The organism is Paenibacillus sp. AR247, from assembly GCF_002968895.1.
GTDB classification, from domain to species: domain Bacteria; phylum Bacillota; class Bacilli; order Paenibacillales; family Paenibacillaceae; genus Paenibacillus_AQ; species Paenibacillus_AQ favisporus.
Genome location: NZ_PCZT01000002.1, coordinates 141,451 through 158,101, shown reverse-complemented (window position 1 = coordinate 158,101; position 16,651 = coordinate 141,451). Strand labels below are relative to the sequence as shown.

Below are 16,651 nucleotides of genomic sequence, written 5' to 3'. Positions count from 1 at the left end.
GTCGTTTTCAATCACTCGCATGGCGGCAATTACACAAACGGACGCAGGGAGCTGATCAGCGGCAGCTCGTATTTGCAGCAGCCGTCTTTTGCCAGCACACTGACCGGCATGGGTTATGCCGTTTGCTGTATCGACATGTGGGGCTTCCATGAGCGGTCGGGCAAGACGGAGAGCGAAATCGTCAAGGAAATGGTAATCGTTTACAGTTAGACTGTACCAAGCACACCAGGTTACGTATATAATCAGCTCCTGAGGTGTTGTCCGTAGGGGGAAGAGCGGGGAATCCGCGGCTGTCACCCGGATAATCATCAGCTTCAATCCGTAATCATTAGCTGAGATGCGGAAGGCGAAAATGGCGCCGTTATGCGGTTTTATGGCCGGTGTCAATGAAATGATTATGTACGGAATTCCCAAAACGGCCTAAGCTGGAGTCGTAACAGGAAACGCTTACAAGGAGGTCGACCTGGTGAAGGACTCGAACACGGCCGTCGTGAACATGAATGTCAAACCGGCCAGGAAGGTACGGACGGACACCGCTCTGGACCGTATCAAACGTCACAAGCTGCTGTACCTGATGATTTTGCCCGGCGTGTTGTATTTCATCATCTTTAAGTATCTGCCGATGGGCGGTCTCGTCATTGCCTTTCAGGATTACCAGCCTTTCAAGGGGATCACGGGCAGCCCTTGGGTCGGAATGAAGCACTTTGTCCGTTTGTTTACAGAACCGACATTCTTCATGCTTCTGCGCAACACGCTGATTCTGTTTGCACTCAACATCGTGATCTTTTTTCCGCTTCCCATTATATTGGCGCTGATGCTGAATGAGGTCAGGCACCGGCTGTTCAAAAACTGGGTACAGACCATCATCTACATCCCGCACTTCATGTCCTGGGTCATCATCGTCTCCATTACTTACGTATTCCTCACCGTGGACGGAGGCGTGCTGAACGAGCTGATCGCCAAGCTGGGCGGGCACAAAATCAGCTTCCTGACCGAACCCGAATGGCTGCGTACCGTGTACATCGGGCAGATCATCTGGAAGGAGCTCGGCTGGTCCACCATTATTTATCTGTCGGCGATCACGGTGGTGGACACTCAGCTGTACGAAGCAGCCGAAATGGACGGAGCCGGACGGTTCCGCAAAACGTGGCATGTGACGCTGCCGGCGATCCGGCCGGTCATCATTACCCTGCTCATTCTCAAGATCGGCAGCACGCTTGATCTGGGATTCGAGCATATGTACCTGCTGCTCAATTCGCTGAACCGCGAGGTGGCCGAAATTTTCGACACCTACATCTATACGGCAGGTCTGAAGAACGGGCAGCTGAGCTTCAGTACAACGGTAGGCTTGTTCAAAGGCTTGGTGGGACTTGTGCTGGTCATGGCTTCCAACCGGCTGGCGAAGAAGTTCGGCGAGGACGGCGTGTACTAATCAAGGCACGGCGGGTGTGGGATCCATCCACGGATGTGGGATCAATCCAAAGGATAATAGAAAAGGGGAAATGGCACATGAAACCAATGGTAAGCAAGATGGCTGCGTTTACGCTGGTCTGCGGGCTGCTGCTCTCGGCCTGCGGCGGGGGAGGCGGCAAGGGGGAAACGGCCCAGGGCTCGGGAGGCAGCGCTGTGGCAGGTGACGAAAAGACGACGATTACGTGGCTGAACATTTTGCACACGGCGTCGCCGCCGACCGATACGGTGCTGAACAAGATTGAGGAGAAGACCGGGGCGGATATCAAATTCTCGTGGATTCCGGATGCTTCCAAGGAAGAACGCATCAATACGTCGCTGGCGTCCGATTCCCTGGCGGATATCGTTACGCTCACCATTCTCGACAATTCCTCCGTGCGCAACGCCCTGAAGTCCGGCATGTTCTGGGAGGTTGAACCGTTCCTGGACGAGTTCCCGAACCTGGCGAAAATTTCGCAGGATACGCGGAGATCGGCTTCAATCGACGGCAAGCTGTACGGCGTGCCTTTCCAGAAGGATCTCGCCCGCAACGGCGTCGTCATCCGCAAGGACTGGCTGGATAAGCTTGGACTGTCCGTGCCGAAGACGACCGATGAGCTGATGAACGTCGCCAAAGCGTTCACCGAGCAGGACCCGGACGGCAACGGACAGAAGGATACGACGGGCTTCATGGACCGGAGCGATCTGATCTACGGTGCCTTCAAGACGCTGGGGTCATACTTCGGCACGCCGAATAACTGGCAGGTGACGGATGACGGGAAAATGATCCCCGAATTCGAAACCGAGGGGTACGTCAAAACGATGGATTACATGAAGACACTGTACGAAAAAGGATATATCAATCAAGACTTTGCGGTGACCGCCAAGACCGATCAGCAGCAAAAATTCGCCCAGGGCAAAGCTGGAATTTACGTTGGCGCCCTGTTTGACGGGAAGAACCTCTTGAATATGGCCAAGGGCGTTCAGGATAACATGCAGCTCGCCTTGGTCAACAACATTACATCGACAGGCAACGAAAGCGACCGCGCGATTTGGGCGGCGAACAACGGAATCGGCGGACTGCTGGCTTTCCCGAAATCCGAAGTGAAGGATGAAGCCGAGCTGAAGCGCGTTCTGAAATTCGTCAACGACCTGATGGACGACGATGTGTACGCCCTCATGACATACGGAATCGAAGGCGTCCATTATACCGTGGATGCGAATGACGCTGTTACGATTACCAATACCGATTTGTGGCAGCAGGAAGTGCAGCCGTTTGCCTCTTCCCGTCCGAGCGAAACGGGCTACAAAATCCATGACGCCGATCCGCTGAAGGCCGAGGCCGACAAGCTGATCAAGGAAAACGCAAAATACGGGGTGCTGAACCCGGCATATTCCCTGGAATCCGAAACATACACAACGCAGGGCTCTGAGCTGCAAAAGATCATTACCGATGCGACTTACAAATACATTCTCGGCAAAATCAACCTGGACGAATTCAAAGCTGCGGTGGAGAACTGGAAGAAATCCGGCGGCAGCAAAATTATCGAGGAATACGAGGCGGCTTACAAAGCCACTCAGCAAAAATAACTTCTGAGCCATACGCTAGGAGACGGCAACAGGTCCTATCCCGCCTGCATGGGGGTTAGGACTGTGTTTTTTCCAAGACGGCAGGGTGTAAAAAAGCAATCCCCGGCGAAGATGGAAATTTTATCAGAGAAAGCCGGAAATTTTATCCGAGGAGGATCAGCATGCAGACATTCAACGCGGCGCAGCGCATGGCCGAGTCCATCATGGCACGGACGCCGAAGCTGTACGAGGGTAAGGGATATGAAGGCAAGTGGTCGTATGATTACGGCGTGGTGCTCAAGGGCTTCGAGCTGCTCTGGAAGCAGACCGGAGACCGCCGGTATTGGGAGTATATCCAAGGCAACATGGACCATTTTATTCAGGAAGACGGGAGCATCCGCGGGTACCGCCCCGAAGAATACAACATCGACCATATCAACAACGGCAAGCTGCTGTTCACCCTGTACCGGGAGACAGGGGAGGAAAAATACAAGCAAGCCGCCGGGCTGCTGCGATCCCAGCTGGCATCCCATCCCCGGACGTCGGAAGGGGCGTTCTGGCATAAGGAAATTTATCCTTACCAGATTTGGCTGGACGGCCTGTATATGGGCTCGCCTTTCTACTTGGAATATTTGCTGACGTTTGAAGACGGGGCGGGACTGGACGACGTGACGAAGCAGTTCAAGCTGTGCGAGCTGCATACGAAGGATGAGACCACCGGGCTCTTGTATCACGCCTGGGACGAGAAAAAAGCCCAGCCGTGGTGCGACCCGGCCACCGGCTTATCTCCAAATTTCTGGGGAAGATCCCTTGGCTGGTTTGTCATGGCGCTGGCGGACAGCCTGGAGCTGCTGCCGGGAAGCCATCCCGATTATCCTGAGCTGAAGCGCATCCTGAACGATACGCTGCGTGCGCTGAGATCCTATCAGGATCCGGGCAGCGGCGTCTGGTACCAGGTGGTCAATGAGGGCGGCCTCAAGGGGAATTACTTGGAGGCCTCTGCTTCCAGCATGATCACCTATGCCATCGCGAAAGGGCTTCGCCTCGGCGTGCTTGCGCCGCAGGAATGGCAGGACAGCTTGGACAGAGCGTATCGGGGGCTGCTGGAGGAGTTTGTGCTGGAGACGAAGGAAGGCTGGCTGAACCTGAACAAAAACTGCCAGGTGGCCGGGCTGGGCGGAGCCGACCGGCGCGACGGCACCTATGCCTATTACATCAGCGAGCCGATCATCACCAACGACCAGAAGGGGCTGGGGGCGTTTCTGCAGGCCTGCGGCGAATACGAGGCCAGGGTACCAGCCGCTGCGGCGAAAGGAGAATAGCCATGAGCGTGTACAGCATCACCGAGTTCGGGGCAGTGCCCGGCGGCGTCGAGCCGGCGACCCGAGCCATCGCTGCGGCGATCGAGGCGGCGGATGCCGCGGGGGGAGGGACCGTGTTCGTCCCTGCGGGCACGTTCCTGACCGGGGCCATCCTCCTGCGCAGCAATATCGAGCTGAGGCTGGACCCGGGAGCGGTCCTGTCCTTCAGCACCGATCCGGCGGATTATCCGGTCGTGACCTCCCGCTGGGAAGGGGTGCTGCGTGAGGTGCACGCCTCCTGTGTGTACGGGCACGGGCTGAAGAACGTGTCCATTACCGGCAGCGGAACGCTGGATGGCAACGGGCAGCCCTGGTGGGACAAGATGCGCAGCCGCCCGGAGGAGCTGATCCACCCCCGGCCGAAGCTGATCAGCCTCGACCGCTGCACCCGGGTGACGATCCGCGACGTCACGCTGATCAACTCCCCGAGCTGGACGGTCAATCCGATTCTCTGCGACAACGTGACGATCGACAACGTCTCGATATATAATCCCGCGGATTCACCGAATACTGACGGCATCGACCCGGAGTCGTGCCAGAACGTGCGGATCAGCGGCTGCCACATCGACGTCGGCGATGACTGCATCGCCATCAAGGCCGGCACGGAGGACACGGAGCAGCGGGTTCCGTGCGAGAACATCACGATCACGAACTGTACGATGATCCACGGCCACGGCGGCGTCGTGCTCGGCAGCGAAATGAGTGGGGACATCCGGAACGTCGTGATCAGCAACTGCATCTTTAAGCACACTGACCGCGGCATCCGGCTGAAATCGCGGCGGGGGCGAGGAGGAACGGTGGAGGATATCCGGGTCAGCGGCATCGTCATGGAGGAAGTCATCTGCCCGTTCATTTTGAACCTGTATTATTTTTGCGGACCGCGGGGCAAGGACAAGTACGTCTGGGATAAGCGGCCTTATCCGGTCACCCTGGAAACGCCGACGTTCCGGCGGATTCACTTTTCGAATATTACCGCAAGGAACGTACATGCAGCGGCAGGGTTTGTTTATGGTCTTGCGGAAAGGTATATTTCGGAATTAACGTTTGCCAACATCGATATTTCCATGGCGGAGAACCCGGTTCCGGGGCGCCCGGCCATGATGTCCGGCATCCAGGATATGAAAGCGCGCGGCTTTTATTTAGGCAATGTGAGGGACATTCGGTTTGACCGGGTCACGGTTGGCGGCCACGAAGGGCCGGCTTTCTACGTCGAAAACGGTGAAGACGTGGAATGGCAGCAGTGCCGGTCAAAGGATACGAAGGTGCCGGAGCAGCTTGTAAAACAGGTAAGCGTAGTTCCGCAGGAGGAGGATCTCAGCGAAGAGGAGGTTTAACCAATGATGAGGGAACGGTTGAAGAAGCTGCTGGGCGAAGTGCCGGAGGACCGGCCCATCCAGGTGGAGCTGCTCAAGCAGGAAGAGACGGACGGGTACCGGCTGGAGACGCTGCTGCTGGATTTAAACGGCCTGGAGCAGGTGCCCGCTTATGTCGCACTGCCAATAGACGGAGAGGTGCCCTATCCGCTCGTCGTTTTCAATCACTCGCATGGCGGCAATTACACAAACGGACGCAGGGAGCTGATCAGCGGCAGCTCGTATTTGCAGCAGCCGTCTTTTGCCAGCACACTGACCGGCATGGGTTATGCCGTTTGCTGTATCGACATGTGGGGCTTCCATGAGCGGTCGGGCAAGACGGAGAGCGAAATCGTCAAGGAAATGTTATGGCAGGGGCGCGTCATGTGGGGCATGATGCTGTATGACAACCGGCGGATGCTGGATTACATGTGCTCCAGGGAAGATATCGACGCCTCGCGGATCGCGACCCTCGGCATGTCCATGGGCGGGATGATGGCCTGGTGGCTGGCGGCGCTGGACGAGCGGATCAAGGTGACCGTGGACATCTGCGGACAGGTGGATGCGCATACCTTGATGAAGAAGCGCGGGCTGGATCACCACGGGTTCTACTACTACGTTCCGGGCTTGCTGAAGCACTTCACGACGCTGGAAATCCAAGTGATGATCGCCCCGCGGCCAAGGATGAGCCTGACCGGGCGCAGCGACCGGCTGACCCCGGAGGAAGGCGTCGTGCTGCTGGCCGAAGGCCTGCGGGAGGTATACCGGGCGGCCGGGCAGGAGGAGCATTGGCAGACGGTCATGACCGGCGGCGGCCATATGGAGACGGCTGAAATGCGGGCCCGCTGGCAGGAATTTTTGGCGGAACACTTGTAAGCGATGGCCGCAGCCCGAAACGAAAGGGGGAAGGTCATGATTGTAGGAAAGCTGGACCACTGCGATTATCCGACGATTCAGGAAGCGGTGGATGCGTTGGAGAAGCAAGATCCGCAGCGGCCCGAAACCCTGTACATCCTGTCGGGTGTCTATGAGGAAGCGGTACGGATATACCGGTCCGATCTGGCCGTGATCGGCATCGGATATGTGGAAATCACGAAGGGCCGGTATGCCAAGGAACTGGACGAGAACGGGAATGAGATTGGCACGTTTACAACGCCGACGCTGTTCCTTGGCGGCCGGCGGCTGCTGATCGAGAATTTGGTCGTGACCAATTCGGCCGGGCAGGGCGAGGACATCGGCCAGGCCGTGGCGGTCTACGCGCACTGCGACGAAACGGTTTTTCGCTACTGCACCTTTAAAGGGCACCAAGACACGTTGTTTACCGGACCGCTTCCGCCTGCGCCCAAGCATGGCGGCGTGTTTGGAGGAATCCCGCTCCGGGAGCATCACCGAGAGTACCGCCAGGTGTACGAATACTGCCGTATCGAAGGGACGGTGGATTTTATATTCGGCGGCGCGGCTGCCTTCTTTGACCGCTGCGAGATCCGCAGCCTGCGTCATTCGAGCGGGCATGCCAGTTATATCGCCGCGGCTTCTACTCCCGCGGGGCAGCAATACGGGTACGTCTTTAACCTCTGTTCTTTGACGGCAGAGCCAGGCGTATCGGGCGTGTATCTGGGAAGGCCGTGGCGCGAATATGCACGCACTGACTACGTCGACTGCCGGATGGGCGGACATATCGAACCGCTGGGCTGGGACGATTGGAACGATCCGGGGCGGCGGCTGACGGTCAAATACCGTGAATTCGGCACCCGCTTTGATCCGGCAGCGCCGGCTCCGGGTGGACAGCGGGCCAGGTGGGCGGTCTATCAGGAGACGCTGGAAGGGGCTCCGCGGAAGGAGCAAGTTTTTGCCGGAACGGACTTTTGGAAACGAAAAGGAGAGGGAAGAGCATGACCATATCCACACAAACGGGAACCATTCGAAACCCGGTGCTGCCGGGCTTTAATCCGGATCCCTGCATCGTGCGTGCAAAGGACACTTATTATATCGCGGTGTCTTCCTTCGAATGGCTCCCTGGCGTAAGGGTATATGCCTCCAAGGATTTGGCGGTATGGGAGCACTGCACCGACGTGCTGACCGATCAGGTCGACCTGCGGGGAAACCCGAAGAACTGCAGCATCTGGGCGCCTCAGCTCAGCTACCATGACGGGTTGTTTTACCTCATTTATACCGATGTGAAAAGCACCAAGCGCCCATTTAAAGACGTTCACAATTATTTGATTACGGCGCCTTCGATTCACGGGCCTTGGTCCGAGCCGGTCTATCTAAACAGCAGCGGCTTCGATCCGAGCCTGTATCATGACGAAGACGGGCGGAAATGGCTGCTGAACGAAATCTGGGATTACCGCATTCCGGAAGGGAATAAATCGAGCGGCATCGTTATTCAGCAGTATGATCCGCAGCAGCAGAAGCTTGTTGGTAAACCGTTCAAGCTGTTTGACGGGACGGATCTGAAGAAGACGGAAGCGCCGCATATCTATAAGCATCAAGGTTATTATTACCTGATTACGGCCGAAGGCGGCACCGGGAGCGGCCATGCCGTGACGGTAGCCCGTTCCCGCAGCTTGATGGGCCCTTACGAAGTGGACCCCCGCAATCCGATGCTGACCTCCCGGGACAACCCGGGGCTCCCGCTGCAGTGTGCCGGCCACGGCAGCCTGATCCAGACGCCGCAAGGGGAATGGTACATGGCCCATTTGTGCACGCGTCCGGTTGAAGGCCAGTACGCGCTCCTTGGCCGGGAAACGGCACTGCAGCAGGTGTATTGGGACGAGGAAGGATGGCTTCGCCTGACTGCCGGGGGGAATTCTCCGCAGATGGAGGTCCCGCGTCCGAAAGGGATCACGCCGGCAGAGGCCAAGACGGCCGCTGAACGGAGCTTGTTTGAGGATACCTTTGACGGACCGGAGCTCGCCAAAGCCTGGAATACGCTCCGCATACCTGCGGATCCATCCTGGTGCTCGCTGTCAGAGCGTCCGGGCCACCTCCGCCTCCATTCCGGGGAATCGCCGCAAAGCCTGTTTCATCACCACATTGTGGCCGTCCGGCAGGCGGATATCCATTTCCGGGCGGAGACGTCGCTGGAGTTCGAGCCAGCAAGCTATTTGCAGATGGCCGGGCTGATGCTTTATTTGAACGATGAAAATTATTTGTATGCTTATGTGACGCAGGACGAAGAGCAGGGCAAGGTGATCCGGCTCATGCGCTGCGCGGACGATGCGTTCACCGTTATTCCGGACATGATTCCGGTGAATGCCGGGGAAGCCGTTCAATTGGCCGTGGAAGTCCATGGCATCCGCGGACGGATCTATGGCCGGTTCAGCCCGATGCAGGATTGGGTGCCGCTGTTTGAAGAACAGGACATCCGCTTCCTCTGCGGCGGCTTCACCGGCAATTTTGTCGGTATCGCTGTCCATGATATGCAGACCTTTGAGGGGAGCTATGCGGACTTTTCCCATTTTCGCTATATGGGAATTGAAGCATAGAAGAGAAGGGATGATCGGTAATGATGAAACAGGGGTTGCTTCTAATGTGAAGCAGCCCCTTTTAGTTTCCTACTTTTCCTTGGACGGATTAATGAACGGCCTGCGTCTCAGCTGAAGGCCCGTGTTTTTCAGCTCGGAATCCAGCTTGAACTCCAGGGTCGCTGTGGAGTACAGCTTGGGCCACCGTTCGTATTGGCTGGGTGGAACTTTTCCTCTAAAGCGGTTGCCAAATCCAAAAATGTCGGATTCCTGCGCCTGCGTCATCCGGAATACAGCGGCTGCCCGCTGCTCAATCAGGCGGTTAATGGAAGCTTCCAGATGCTTTGCCTTGATGTCGATCCCGCGCGCGGAATCCATGAGCGTCATCGAAAGCTTGGCATGAATGCGGATGACGGGCTTGCCGCTTCTCATATCCGTGTCGATATCGGCACTGGAATTCAGAATTTTAAGGTTCATTTTATCCGCGGTTTCGATTTCGAAGGGAGACATCTTGCCCGTAACGATTTCGTAAATCAGGGTTTCCTCCGGAGAGATCATGCCGACCATGGCGTCATTTTTAAAGAATGCATTGCCCGCGACCCGGAATATCGTTTCGGAATCCGTCACCAATACAGGCACGAGGCATTCCTCGAGCGGATCATAGTACCCCCTGAAAATTTCCCATAGCGACACGACGTTTTTTTGCGAGGTTCCGCCGCCGTAGCGTTCAAAGAACAGCTTCGTGTAGATACCCGAGAGCTCGCCCGTCGGGTTGGGACGTTCAAATATCGACTTCATGCCGCCTGTCGTAATCGCAATTAACGAATCCAGAGGAACGGTCCGGTCCCTGATCGTGAATTCCAGATAGGGCATGAATCCTTTTTTCGCCAGCGCCTGATCCAGAAAGATCGACTGGTTCTGCGACATATCCAGGCTTTTGGGCAGCCTTAACCGGAGCTGGTCTATGGCTTCAATCACGGTGCTGCCTTCCTGTTTGATGACGAAAAATTCCTTATGGGCTCCGTCCTGCGACTGCGGGAGTGGGAACCTCATCCAGACCCGCACCCGGTCACCGCCGGCCGGCTCGATGCCGATCGCGGTCTCAAGGAGCCGGTTGTCGACATCTTTGACATCCCAGCAGCCGGGGAGGAAGAGAAGCAGGCATAAGATGGCCAGGCATCGGGCTGCGCGTCTGTTCATTGGCGGGCCCTCATTTTGTTGGAAATGAAGGACTTGACCAGCACAGCCATAGGAAAGCCATACATTAAGTAAAGGCGTAGAACCGTATCCCACTCCACGGCTCTTTCGATCCATTCCCATGAAGGAATAATCCGGATGGCGGCGTATGCCGTGATTCCTGCCAGCACATACAGCAGCTTTTCGTTCCAGCTGGGAAATACCGCCCTGATTGCCGTTACGATGCAGTTCAGGATCAGGGCAAGCAATAAAAACAAATAGAGGATGGAGCTGACGATAAATACGGCGGTTAAATTTTCGATCACCAGCCAGTAATAGCTTACCGAGTCCATTTTGCTGATATAAGGAAGCGTCAAAATTCTTGACATCTCCGGACTAAACGTCAGCGCCGGCTGATAGACGGAGGCGGCCAGTAAAGGCAGAAAACAGAGCGCAGCCACGGTATAAGGTCGCCATAGCTTCTTCGGCTGTTTGGCATAGCTGCCGCAAGCCGCATAGTAAAGATAACCGGCCCAGATGAAGGATGTCGTGTAAAATTTCGGGCTGGTCAGAAAATCCCCATTGGTATAGAGCCACGGTTTGCCCAGATTAAAATCGAGATCGCCGAAGCCCAGCAATACGAGCCCGACGGACAGCGGAAAGCTGATAAGCAGAAACAGGACGGAAGCGCGGATAATTGAACCGATTCCTCCGAAAGCCAGAAAGACGCCAATAAAGATCATCCCGTCTAAAAACCACTGCGGCGTGCTGTGAAGGATCGTCATCGAGATGATCTCGCTGTGAGCCCGGACGATGATCACCATGGCGCTCCACATAAACCAGAGCAGCGGAACGATAAAAAGAATGACCCCCGGCATCCAAGCACGAGCTTCGTAATCGTATAGGCGTCTTTTCCTTGATGCAGCGCGAGGACCCGGCTGAACAGCCAGGCACCCAGCAGTCCGAGCAGCATCCAGATCAGGATCGGGATCCAGTAGCTCTGGGTGGTGGACTGCAGGACGAGCCAAGGGTACACATGAAAGGAGATCGCCCCGAATACCATCATCTGCAGGACGAAGTATTGGGGCATGGAGATCTTCAGTTCCTCGTTCGATGGATTCATTGTCTCGACCCTCTTCCGAAGGTAATCCAGTAGCTGAGTGAAAATTTGCGGGAGCCGCCGATCAGTCCAAGACTCATGGACCGGATCCGGGCACCGGGACCGATCGGAGTCAAATAGGAAACGCCGAACGATTGGATGCGGGAGAGGCAGATGACGAGAATGGCAAAGCAGATGAATATGCCGAGAATTCCGATGACGCTGGCCCCGGCGAGCGTAAAATATTTCAAAATCCGCTGAACCAGGCCCATCTGATAATCCACGACGATAAAATTGGTCAGCGCCGTCGTTGCGACGATGATGACCAGCAAATTGCTCACAATATTCGCTTGAATGATCGCCTGTCCCAGCACCACCCCGCCAACCATCGTAACGGTGGAGCTGATCGACCTTGGCAGGCGTATGCCGGCCTCAACGATGCAGTCCAGAAGAAACAGCATGATGAGGGACTCGATCCACACGGGATAAGGGACCCCTTCCCTGCTGCCGGCAGCGGCCAGACTGATCTCCAGGCGGTTGAGGTCAATGTTCACCGAAGTGATCGCCACGTAGAGGGCGGGCAGAAACAGGTTGATCATGAGTGCGATGAACCGCAGCCACCTCAAAAATAATGCGATCAGCGGCGTCAGGTATTGATCTTCTGGGGATTCCCAGAAATCAAAGAAGGACCCCGGGGCGATGATCGAAAACGGCGTTCCGTCCATTAAGACGACAATCTTGCCGTTTAACAGAGAGGCCGTTACCCGGTCCGGGCGTTCCGTCGTGACGGCGGCAGGGAAGAGGCGGGAGGATCCGGGGTTCATGAACCGCAGCAGTTCGCCGGATTCCTGGATCCCGTCCGCTTGAATGGCGCTGATTTGACCGCAGGTGTATTGGACGAGACCCGGATCGGTCACCCCTTCCAGGTAAACTACGCCCACCTTCGTATTGGTCAGATCTCCGACGCTGGTCTCCCAAATTTTCAAACGGGAGGTTTGCATCCGCTGGCGTATGAGGGCGATATTGGTTTGATAGTTCTCGATAAAACCGTACATCGGCCCCTGAATCACGTTCTCCGTCTGCGGCTGTTGCAGCCCCCGCTGCTGCGGATTCTCCGTTGCCAGAATCAGGCCGTTGGCGGACTCCGCAGTGCACAGCACGGTTTTGCCGGCGCATACCGCTTTTTCGCAAGCGGAAAAATCACCAGCCGAATAGCTGGTGCCGTAATAACTGTGCAGTGTGGTCAGGACACCATCCTGCGGCTGCCGGTTCATATTGAATATGAAATGATCGGAGCCGACAAGCGTTGTAAGGTACAGCAAATACAGCTTGCCGGCGTCCGATTCACCGATGCAGACGGCCTGGAAGTCGGCCGCGTGCTGAAAAGCCTCCTGGAGCCGGGAAAGAAGAAATTCAGAGGACGTATGCTGGAGATGCTGAAGCATCGTTGCACCTTTGCTGGGTTCCACGGTCGATCATCCTTTGCATGACACTTTGCCTTTGATCCCCCTAATTATTCCAATTACTGCAGCAAATTATGCAGGAGGATGGTGAGGTTACTCTGAAGGCAATCCTGACAGCATCGATCCGTAGTGTTCCGCGATTCCCCGGCTGACTTCGGCCATGCGCAGCACCAGGGACTCCGGCTCGGCGATGGTCAGCGCTTTTCCGTAGGGAAGAAGAAAGTAGGGGACGTATGAATGCAGGGAGGAGGAATCAAGCCGGTATACCGCCTCCCCGGGGCTTCGCTCAATCAGTGCATGACCGAGCAGCCAGTGCTGCTTCAGTTCATTCAGGACGTGATCGTGAGCCTGAATCCGGACCGTAACCAGGGAAGGATTGCCAGCCGGGTCCGGCAGCAGCTGTTCCAGCAGAACGTCCTTGGCCGAAAAGTTTTCGGGGCGCTCAAAGCGCCGATCCGTCACGTCCAGGCTCACAATCCGGTCAACCCGGAAGTTCCGCAGGTCCTTGCGGAGATGGCAGTATCCGGTGGTGTACCATTGCCCTTTCCAATGGATGATGCTGTAAGGATCGAACTCCCGTACCGACCCGGTTCCGGGATCTCCATTGGAGCCGCCGTACACCATCCGGAGGGTCTGCCTTTGTCCAGCGGCTTCCTCAAGGCATTGCAGCCGCCCTTTTTGCTCCGAATCGATGGGCGGTTGAAGGACGGACAGCCCGCTGCTGTGGCGTTCAATTTGCGTGAGCTGCTTCTCGTTCGTATACCGTTTCAGTTTGTCCACGGCCCTGCCCAGGGCATCGGTGTGAGGATACCCAGCCTCCTGGGCAAACACCGAAGCATGGACGAGGGCTTTCTGCTCTTCCGCATCGAACATGAGCGGCGAGTCGGCAAAGGTCCCAAGGATTTGGAATCCCCCGTTTGGGCCGGAATCGGCAATGACCGGGACGCCGCTTGCGCAGAGCGAATCAATGCACCGGTACACTGTGCGGACATGGATCTCCAGCTCGTCGGCAAGCTGCTGTGCCGTCATTTTTTTGCCGGACCGGAGCATCCAGAGGATCGAGAGCATGTTATCAGCTTTGGACATCGGAGAAATCCTTTCGTAAAAGAGAATTACCCGGGATACGATCCCGGGTATCAGCTCCATTGTAACGCGTCTAGGCGAGCGGTTCCAATCCTTGTTCCACCCATGAATCGTAAGTCGGACCGTACAAATCCGGCAGCTTCAATCCGGCCTGCCGCATCAGGACGGTCATCTGTCCGCGGTGGTGGGCTTGGTGCATGAGGGTAAAGCGCAGTGAACCTCCGTTGTTCCACTCCTGGCCGGCGATGGTTTGCGTCTCCAGAAGCTTGGCGTCCGTCCACTGCGTCTCGACCGCTTGGAGAATGGCCCGGCTGACCCGCTCGTACTGGCCGGCAAGCGCAGCGGCTGATTTTTTTACTGCGTCACTATTATCGGGTGCATCAAACGCCAGCCCGAGCGATGTCATATAATGAACGGATTCCACGAGATGCCATGCCAGCCCGCCCAGGGTCCGGTGCTTGTCCGTTATGGCCTGCCCGAGCGATTCATCGGTCAGCGCGTTCATGATCTTCTGGGTCATTTCCGCTTCGTTGGTCCATTCCGCTGCAAAATCTTTAATGCTTGTAAACATCATGCATTCCTCCATTTTTTTGAAGTTTTGTTCGGTTTAATAGCAGTATACACAAAAATCACTGACAGTCTCGGTCAGTGATTTTTGGAATGCTGCTGTATTTATTTATTTTTAATGTGAGCAACCGCTAAGCGGTTCCTCGAAGGATCAACTGGACAATATATCTGGCTGTTTCTTCTGCGGGGTACGCAGCTGTTCCCCGGCTCCATTCCAGGGCAGCGCCGTAAAGGGTCCAGCTGGCCGCAAGGGCTACGGTATCCAATGGAACGTTCCAGCCGAAATCCTCCGGTTCAAGCCGCTGCAGCCAGGCCGTGAGCAGCGATTTGATTTCCTGCTGCATCGTTCGTTCAAAGACAGGATTGATCGTTTCCACCGGACTGCAGCGACCGTGAAGGGACCGGAAATGCTCAAGGAGGTTCACGGCCAGCATCTGAAGATGATCGCTGTTCCATCCGGCATCCGGGGGCAGATGCTGCTGCAGGCGGGTATGGAGCTTATCACGGATCGATTGTTCCAGCAGGGCGTATTTGTCCGGATAATGTGAATAAAAGGTGCCCCTGTTGACATCCGCACGTTCGGCAATGTTCTGAACCGTCATGGCGGTAAAGCCTTTTTCTTTCATCAGCTCTGCGAACGACTGCTTCAACAGACTCTCCGAGCGCCTGCTTCGCCGGTCCTGCGGAACGCCTCTGTTTTCCATGCATGTGCCGCCTCCTTTATACCTATGTAATATTCAACAATGAGGCTCAGATGTCGGATAACGGTCAAACGCGGATGATTGACGATTTTCTCCGGCCCGTGTTTTCCCTATTGTAGGGGGTGGCAGGAAAAGAATCAATCCATGGAGGTAAGATGAACATGCCTGGTTATCAGCGAAAAGAAACCATGAAAGCGATCCGGTATCACCGGCACGGAGGACCGGAAGTGCTGCAGTATGAAGATGTTCCGGTTCCGTTTGTCAACGAGCGCGAAGTGTTGGTCCGCGTGCATGCGGCATCGATCAATCCGGGAGATTGGCAGATCCGATCGGGGATGGCGGGAGACCGTTTTCCGCTGCCGTATATTCCCGGGTGGGATATTTCCGGCACCGTCGAAGAGGTCGGAGCGGGCGTCACGTCTCTGCGGGTCGGTGACGAAGTATTTGGCATGACGGCGAACAGCGGCGCGTGTGCGGAATATGCGGCTCTGCCTGCAGCGCAGCTTGCACGAAAGCCCCGCAGCATCAGCCATGAAGCGGCGGCCGCCCTTCCGCAGTCGGCCTGTGCGGCCTGGAACGCGCTGTTCGTTCAAGGAGGCCTGAAGGCCGGCCAAAGGGTGCTGATCAACGGTGCATCCGGCGGCGTCGGCCACTTCGCCGTGCAGCTTGCCAAATGGAAGGGAGCCGAGGTGATCGGCGTAGCTTCCGGGAGAAATGAGACTTTTTTGCGTAAACTTGGAGTCGATCAATTTGCGGATTATTCGTTTGACTCATGGACTCGGGCTGTTGATCCGGTCCAGCTTGCGGTCGATACGGTCGGTGGGACCGAAGGAAACCGGCTCTTGGAGGTGATCACGCCTGGAGGATCGCTGGTTCCGGTCACGTGGGGGGATTATGACACCGATCAGGCGGCCGCCGGGCAGATTGACGTTCACGATGTTGCGATGCTGCCGGTCACGACAGCGGATTTGGACCGGATATCCCGTTTAGTGGAGGAAGGGCAGCTTCGAGCGGTCATCGACCGGATGTTTCCTTTAAAAGAGACCGCCCTGGCTCATGAGCTCAGCGAAAGCCGGCGAGCCAGGGGGAAGATCATTATTCGTGTAAGCAGCACGGCGGATCGATAACAACATCATTATTTTTTTCGCGGAAGGAACAAGGCAGCGGCTCCCCCGATGATCATCCCGGCGGCAGCCAGATACATGGCGGTGCGGACGCCTGCTGCCTGCGCGGCCAGAAGCGAGCCGCCGCTTTGACCGGCGATACCGGAATTGGCGATGAAGATCAGGAAGGCCATGCCGATGGCGTTGCCGATATTCAGCGTCGTCGAGGCCATACCCGAGGCCACGCCCTGCTCCGATGGA

Annotated in this window: 16 protein-coding genes and 1 pseudogene; 9 read left to right on the top strand and 8 right to left on the bottom strand. The window is 56.4% G+C overall.

Going from position 1 to position 16,651, the window contains the following annotated elements; translation table 11 throughout:
- The 8 genes and pseudogenes from CPT76_RS01130 to CPT76_RS01095 all read left to right on the top strand — a co-directional run.
- Positions 1–195: pseudogene (locus CPT76_RS01130) on the top strand (alpha/beta hydrolase); the annotation flags it as partial.
- Between the two features lie 271 nt (positions 196–466).
- Positions 467–1,432 (top strand): ABC transporter permease, encoded by a 966-nt coding sequence (locus CPT76_RS01125; RefSeq protein WP_374954581.1) that lies wholly within the window; start codon positions 467–469, stop codon positions 1,430–1,432.
- Positions 1,433–1,509: 77 nt separating this feature from the next.
- Positions 1,510–3,039, top strand: coding sequence for an extracellular solute-binding protein (locus CPT76_RS01120; RefSeq protein ID WP_105441653.1), 1,530 nt, complete (start codon positions 1,510–1,512; stop codon positions 3,037–3,039).
- A 161-nt stretch (positions 3,040–3,200) separates the two neighbouring features.
- Positions 3,201–4,340, top strand: coding sequence for a glycoside hydrolase family 88/105 protein (locus CPT76_RS01115; RefSeq protein WP_105441652.1), 1,140 nt, complete (start codon positions 3,201–3,203; stop codon positions 4,338–4,340).
- Positions 4,341–4,342: 2 nt separating this feature from the next.
- Entirely contained in the window at positions 4,343–5,713 is a 1,371-nt protein-coding gene (locus CPT76_RS01110) for a glycoside hydrolase family 28 protein (RefSeq protein ID WP_105441651.1), read from the top strand.
- A 3-nt stretch (positions 5,714–5,716) separates the two neighbouring features.
- Complete coding sequence (locus CPT76_RS01105; protein WP_105441650.1) at positions 5,717–6,607, top strand: dienelactone hydrolase family protein; 891 nt, start codon at positions 5,717–5,719, stop codon at positions 6,605–6,607.
- A gap of 36 nt (positions 6,608–6,643) precedes the next feature.
- The gene (locus CPT76_RS01100) at positions 6,644–7,627 is read left to right on the top strand and encodes a pectinesterase family protein (protein WP_105441649.1); all 984 of its coding nucleotides are present in this window, start codon (positions 6,644–6,646) and stop codon (positions 7,625–7,627) included.
- Positions 7,624–9,219 (top strand): glycoside hydrolase family 43 protein, encoded by a 1,596-nt coding sequence (locus CPT76_RS01095; RefSeq protein ID WP_105441648.1) that lies wholly within the window; start codon positions 7,624–7,626, stop codon positions 9,217–9,219. Before CPT76_RS01100 ends, CPT76_RS01095 begins: the two co-directional genes overlap by 4 nt.
- Positions 9,220–9,288: 69 nt before the next feature.
- On the opposite strand, the gene CPT76_RS01090 is transcribed toward CPT76_RS01095, so the two are convergent.
- The 7 genes from CPT76_RS01090 to CPT76_RS01060 form a co-directional block, all read right to left on the bottom strand.
- Complete coding sequence (locus tag CPT76_RS01090; RefSeq protein WP_181152645.1) at positions 9,289–10,398, bottom strand: Ger(x)C family spore germination protein; 1,110 nt, start codon at positions 10,396–10,398, stop codon at positions 9,289–9,291.
- Positions 10,395–11,252: a GerAB/ArcD/ProY family transporter gene (locus CPT76_RS01085; protein ID WP_105441873.1), complete on the bottom strand. Its 858-nt coding sequence runs from the start codon at positions 11,250–11,252 to the stop codon at positions 10,395–10,397. Before CPT76_RS01085 ends, CPT76_RS01090 begins: the two co-directional genes overlap by 4 nt.
- Positions 11,192–11,497: a hypothetical protein gene (locus CPT76_RS01080; protein ID WP_105441646.1), complete on the bottom strand. Its 306-nt coding sequence runs from the start codon at positions 11,495–11,497 to the stop codon at positions 11,192–11,194. Before CPT76_RS01080 ends, CPT76_RS01085 begins: the two co-directional genes overlap by 61 nt.
- Positions 11,494–12,942 carry a spore germination protein gene (locus CPT76_RS01075; RefSeq protein WP_105441645.1) on the bottom strand — a complete coding sequence of 483 codons (1,449 nt, stop codon included), beginning with the start codon at positions 12,940–12,942 and terminating at the stop codon, positions 11,494–11,496. The genes CPT76_RS01080 and CPT76_RS01075 overlap by 4 nt, the downstream gene beginning before the upstream one ends.
- Before the next feature lie 87 nt (positions 12,943–13,029).
- Positions 13,030–14,022 (bottom strand): helix-turn-helix transcriptional regulator, encoded by a 993-nt coding sequence (locus CPT76_RS01070; protein WP_105441872.1) that lies wholly within the window; start codon positions 14,020–14,022, stop codon positions 13,030–13,032.
- 70 nt (positions 14,023–14,092) lie between these two features.
- Positions 14,093–14,590, bottom strand: coding sequence for a DinB family protein (locus CPT76_RS01065; protein WP_105441644.1), 498 nt, complete (start codon positions 14,588–14,590; stop codon positions 14,093–14,095).
- A 127-nt stretch (positions 14,591–14,717) separates the two neighbouring features.
- Positions 14,718–15,290, bottom strand: a complete 573-nt coding sequence (locus tag CPT76_RS01060; RefSeq protein ID WP_105441643.1) for a TetR/AcrR family transcriptional regulator — start codon at positions 15,288–15,290, stop codon at positions 14,718–14,720.
- A gap of 158 nt (positions 15,291–15,448) precedes the next feature.
- On the opposite strand from CPT76_RS01060, the gene CPT76_RS01055 reads away from it, so the two are divergent.
- Entirely contained in the window at positions 15,449–16,414 is a 966-nt protein-coding gene (locus CPT76_RS01055) for an NADP-dependent oxidoreductase (RefSeq protein WP_200631934.1), read from the top strand.
- An 8-nt stretch (positions 16,415–16,422) separates the two neighbouring features.
- On the opposite strand, the gene CPT76_RS01050 is transcribed toward CPT76_RS01055, so the two are convergent.
- The coding region (locus CPT76_RS01050) for a hypothetical protein (RefSeq protein ID WP_219845372.1) at positions 16,423–16,651 on the bottom strand (229 nt) is incomplete at its 5' end.

Bases quoted from the DNA above. Each gene is read 5' to 3' on its own strand.
- CPT76_RS01105 (WP_105441650.1), top strand. From the start codon at position 5,717: ATGATGAGGGAACGGTTGAAGAAGCTGCTGGGCGAAGTGCCGGAGGAC.
- CPT76_RS01115 (WP_105441652.1), top strand. From the start codon at position 3,201: ATGCAGACATTCAACGCGGCGCAGCGCATGGCCGAGTCCATCATGGCA.
- CPT76_RS01055 (WP_200631934.1), top strand. From the start codon at position 15,449: ATGCCTGGTTATCAGCGAAAAGAAACCATGAAAGCGATCCGGTATCAC.
- CPT76_RS01060 (WP_105441643.1), bottom strand. From the start codon at position 15,290: ATGGAAAACAGAGGCGTTCCGCAGGACCGGCGAAGCAGGCGCTCGGAG.
- CPT76_RS01095 (WP_105441648.1), top strand. From the start codon at position 7,624: ATGACCATATCCACACAAACGGGAACCATTCGAAACCCGGTGCTGCCG.
- CPT76_RS01065 (WP_105441644.1), bottom strand. From the start codon at position 14,590: ATGTTTACAAGCATTAAAGATTTTGCAGCGGAATGGACCAACGAAGCG.
- CPT76_RS01100 (WP_105441649.1), top strand. From the start codon at position 6,644: ATGATTGTAGGAAAGCTGGACCACTGCGATTATCCGACGATTCAGGAA.
- CPT76_RS01090 (WP_181152645.1), bottom strand. From the start codon at position 10,398: ATGAACAGACGCGCAGCCCGATGCCTGGCCATCTTATGCCTGCTTCTC.
- CPT76_RS01085 (WP_105441873.1), bottom strand. From the start codon at position 11,252: ATGCCGGGGGTCATTCTTTTTATCGTTCCGCTGCTCTGGTTTATGTGG.
- CPT76_RS01110 (WP_105441651.1), top strand. From the start codon at position 4,343: ATGAGCGTGTACAGCATCACCGAGTTCGGGGCAGTGCCCGGCGGCGTC.
- CPT76_RS01120 (WP_105441653.1), top strand. From the start codon at position 1,510: ATGAAACCAATGGTAAGCAAGATGGCTGCGTTTACGCTGGTCTGCGGG.
- CPT76_RS01070 (WP_105441872.1), bottom strand. From the start codon at position 14,022: ATGTCCAAAGCTGATAACATGCTCTCGATCCTCTGGATGCTCCGGTCC.
- CPT76_RS01080 (WP_105441646.1), bottom strand. From the start codon at position 11,497: ATGAATCCATCGAACGAGGAACTGAAGATCTCCATGCCCCAATACTTC.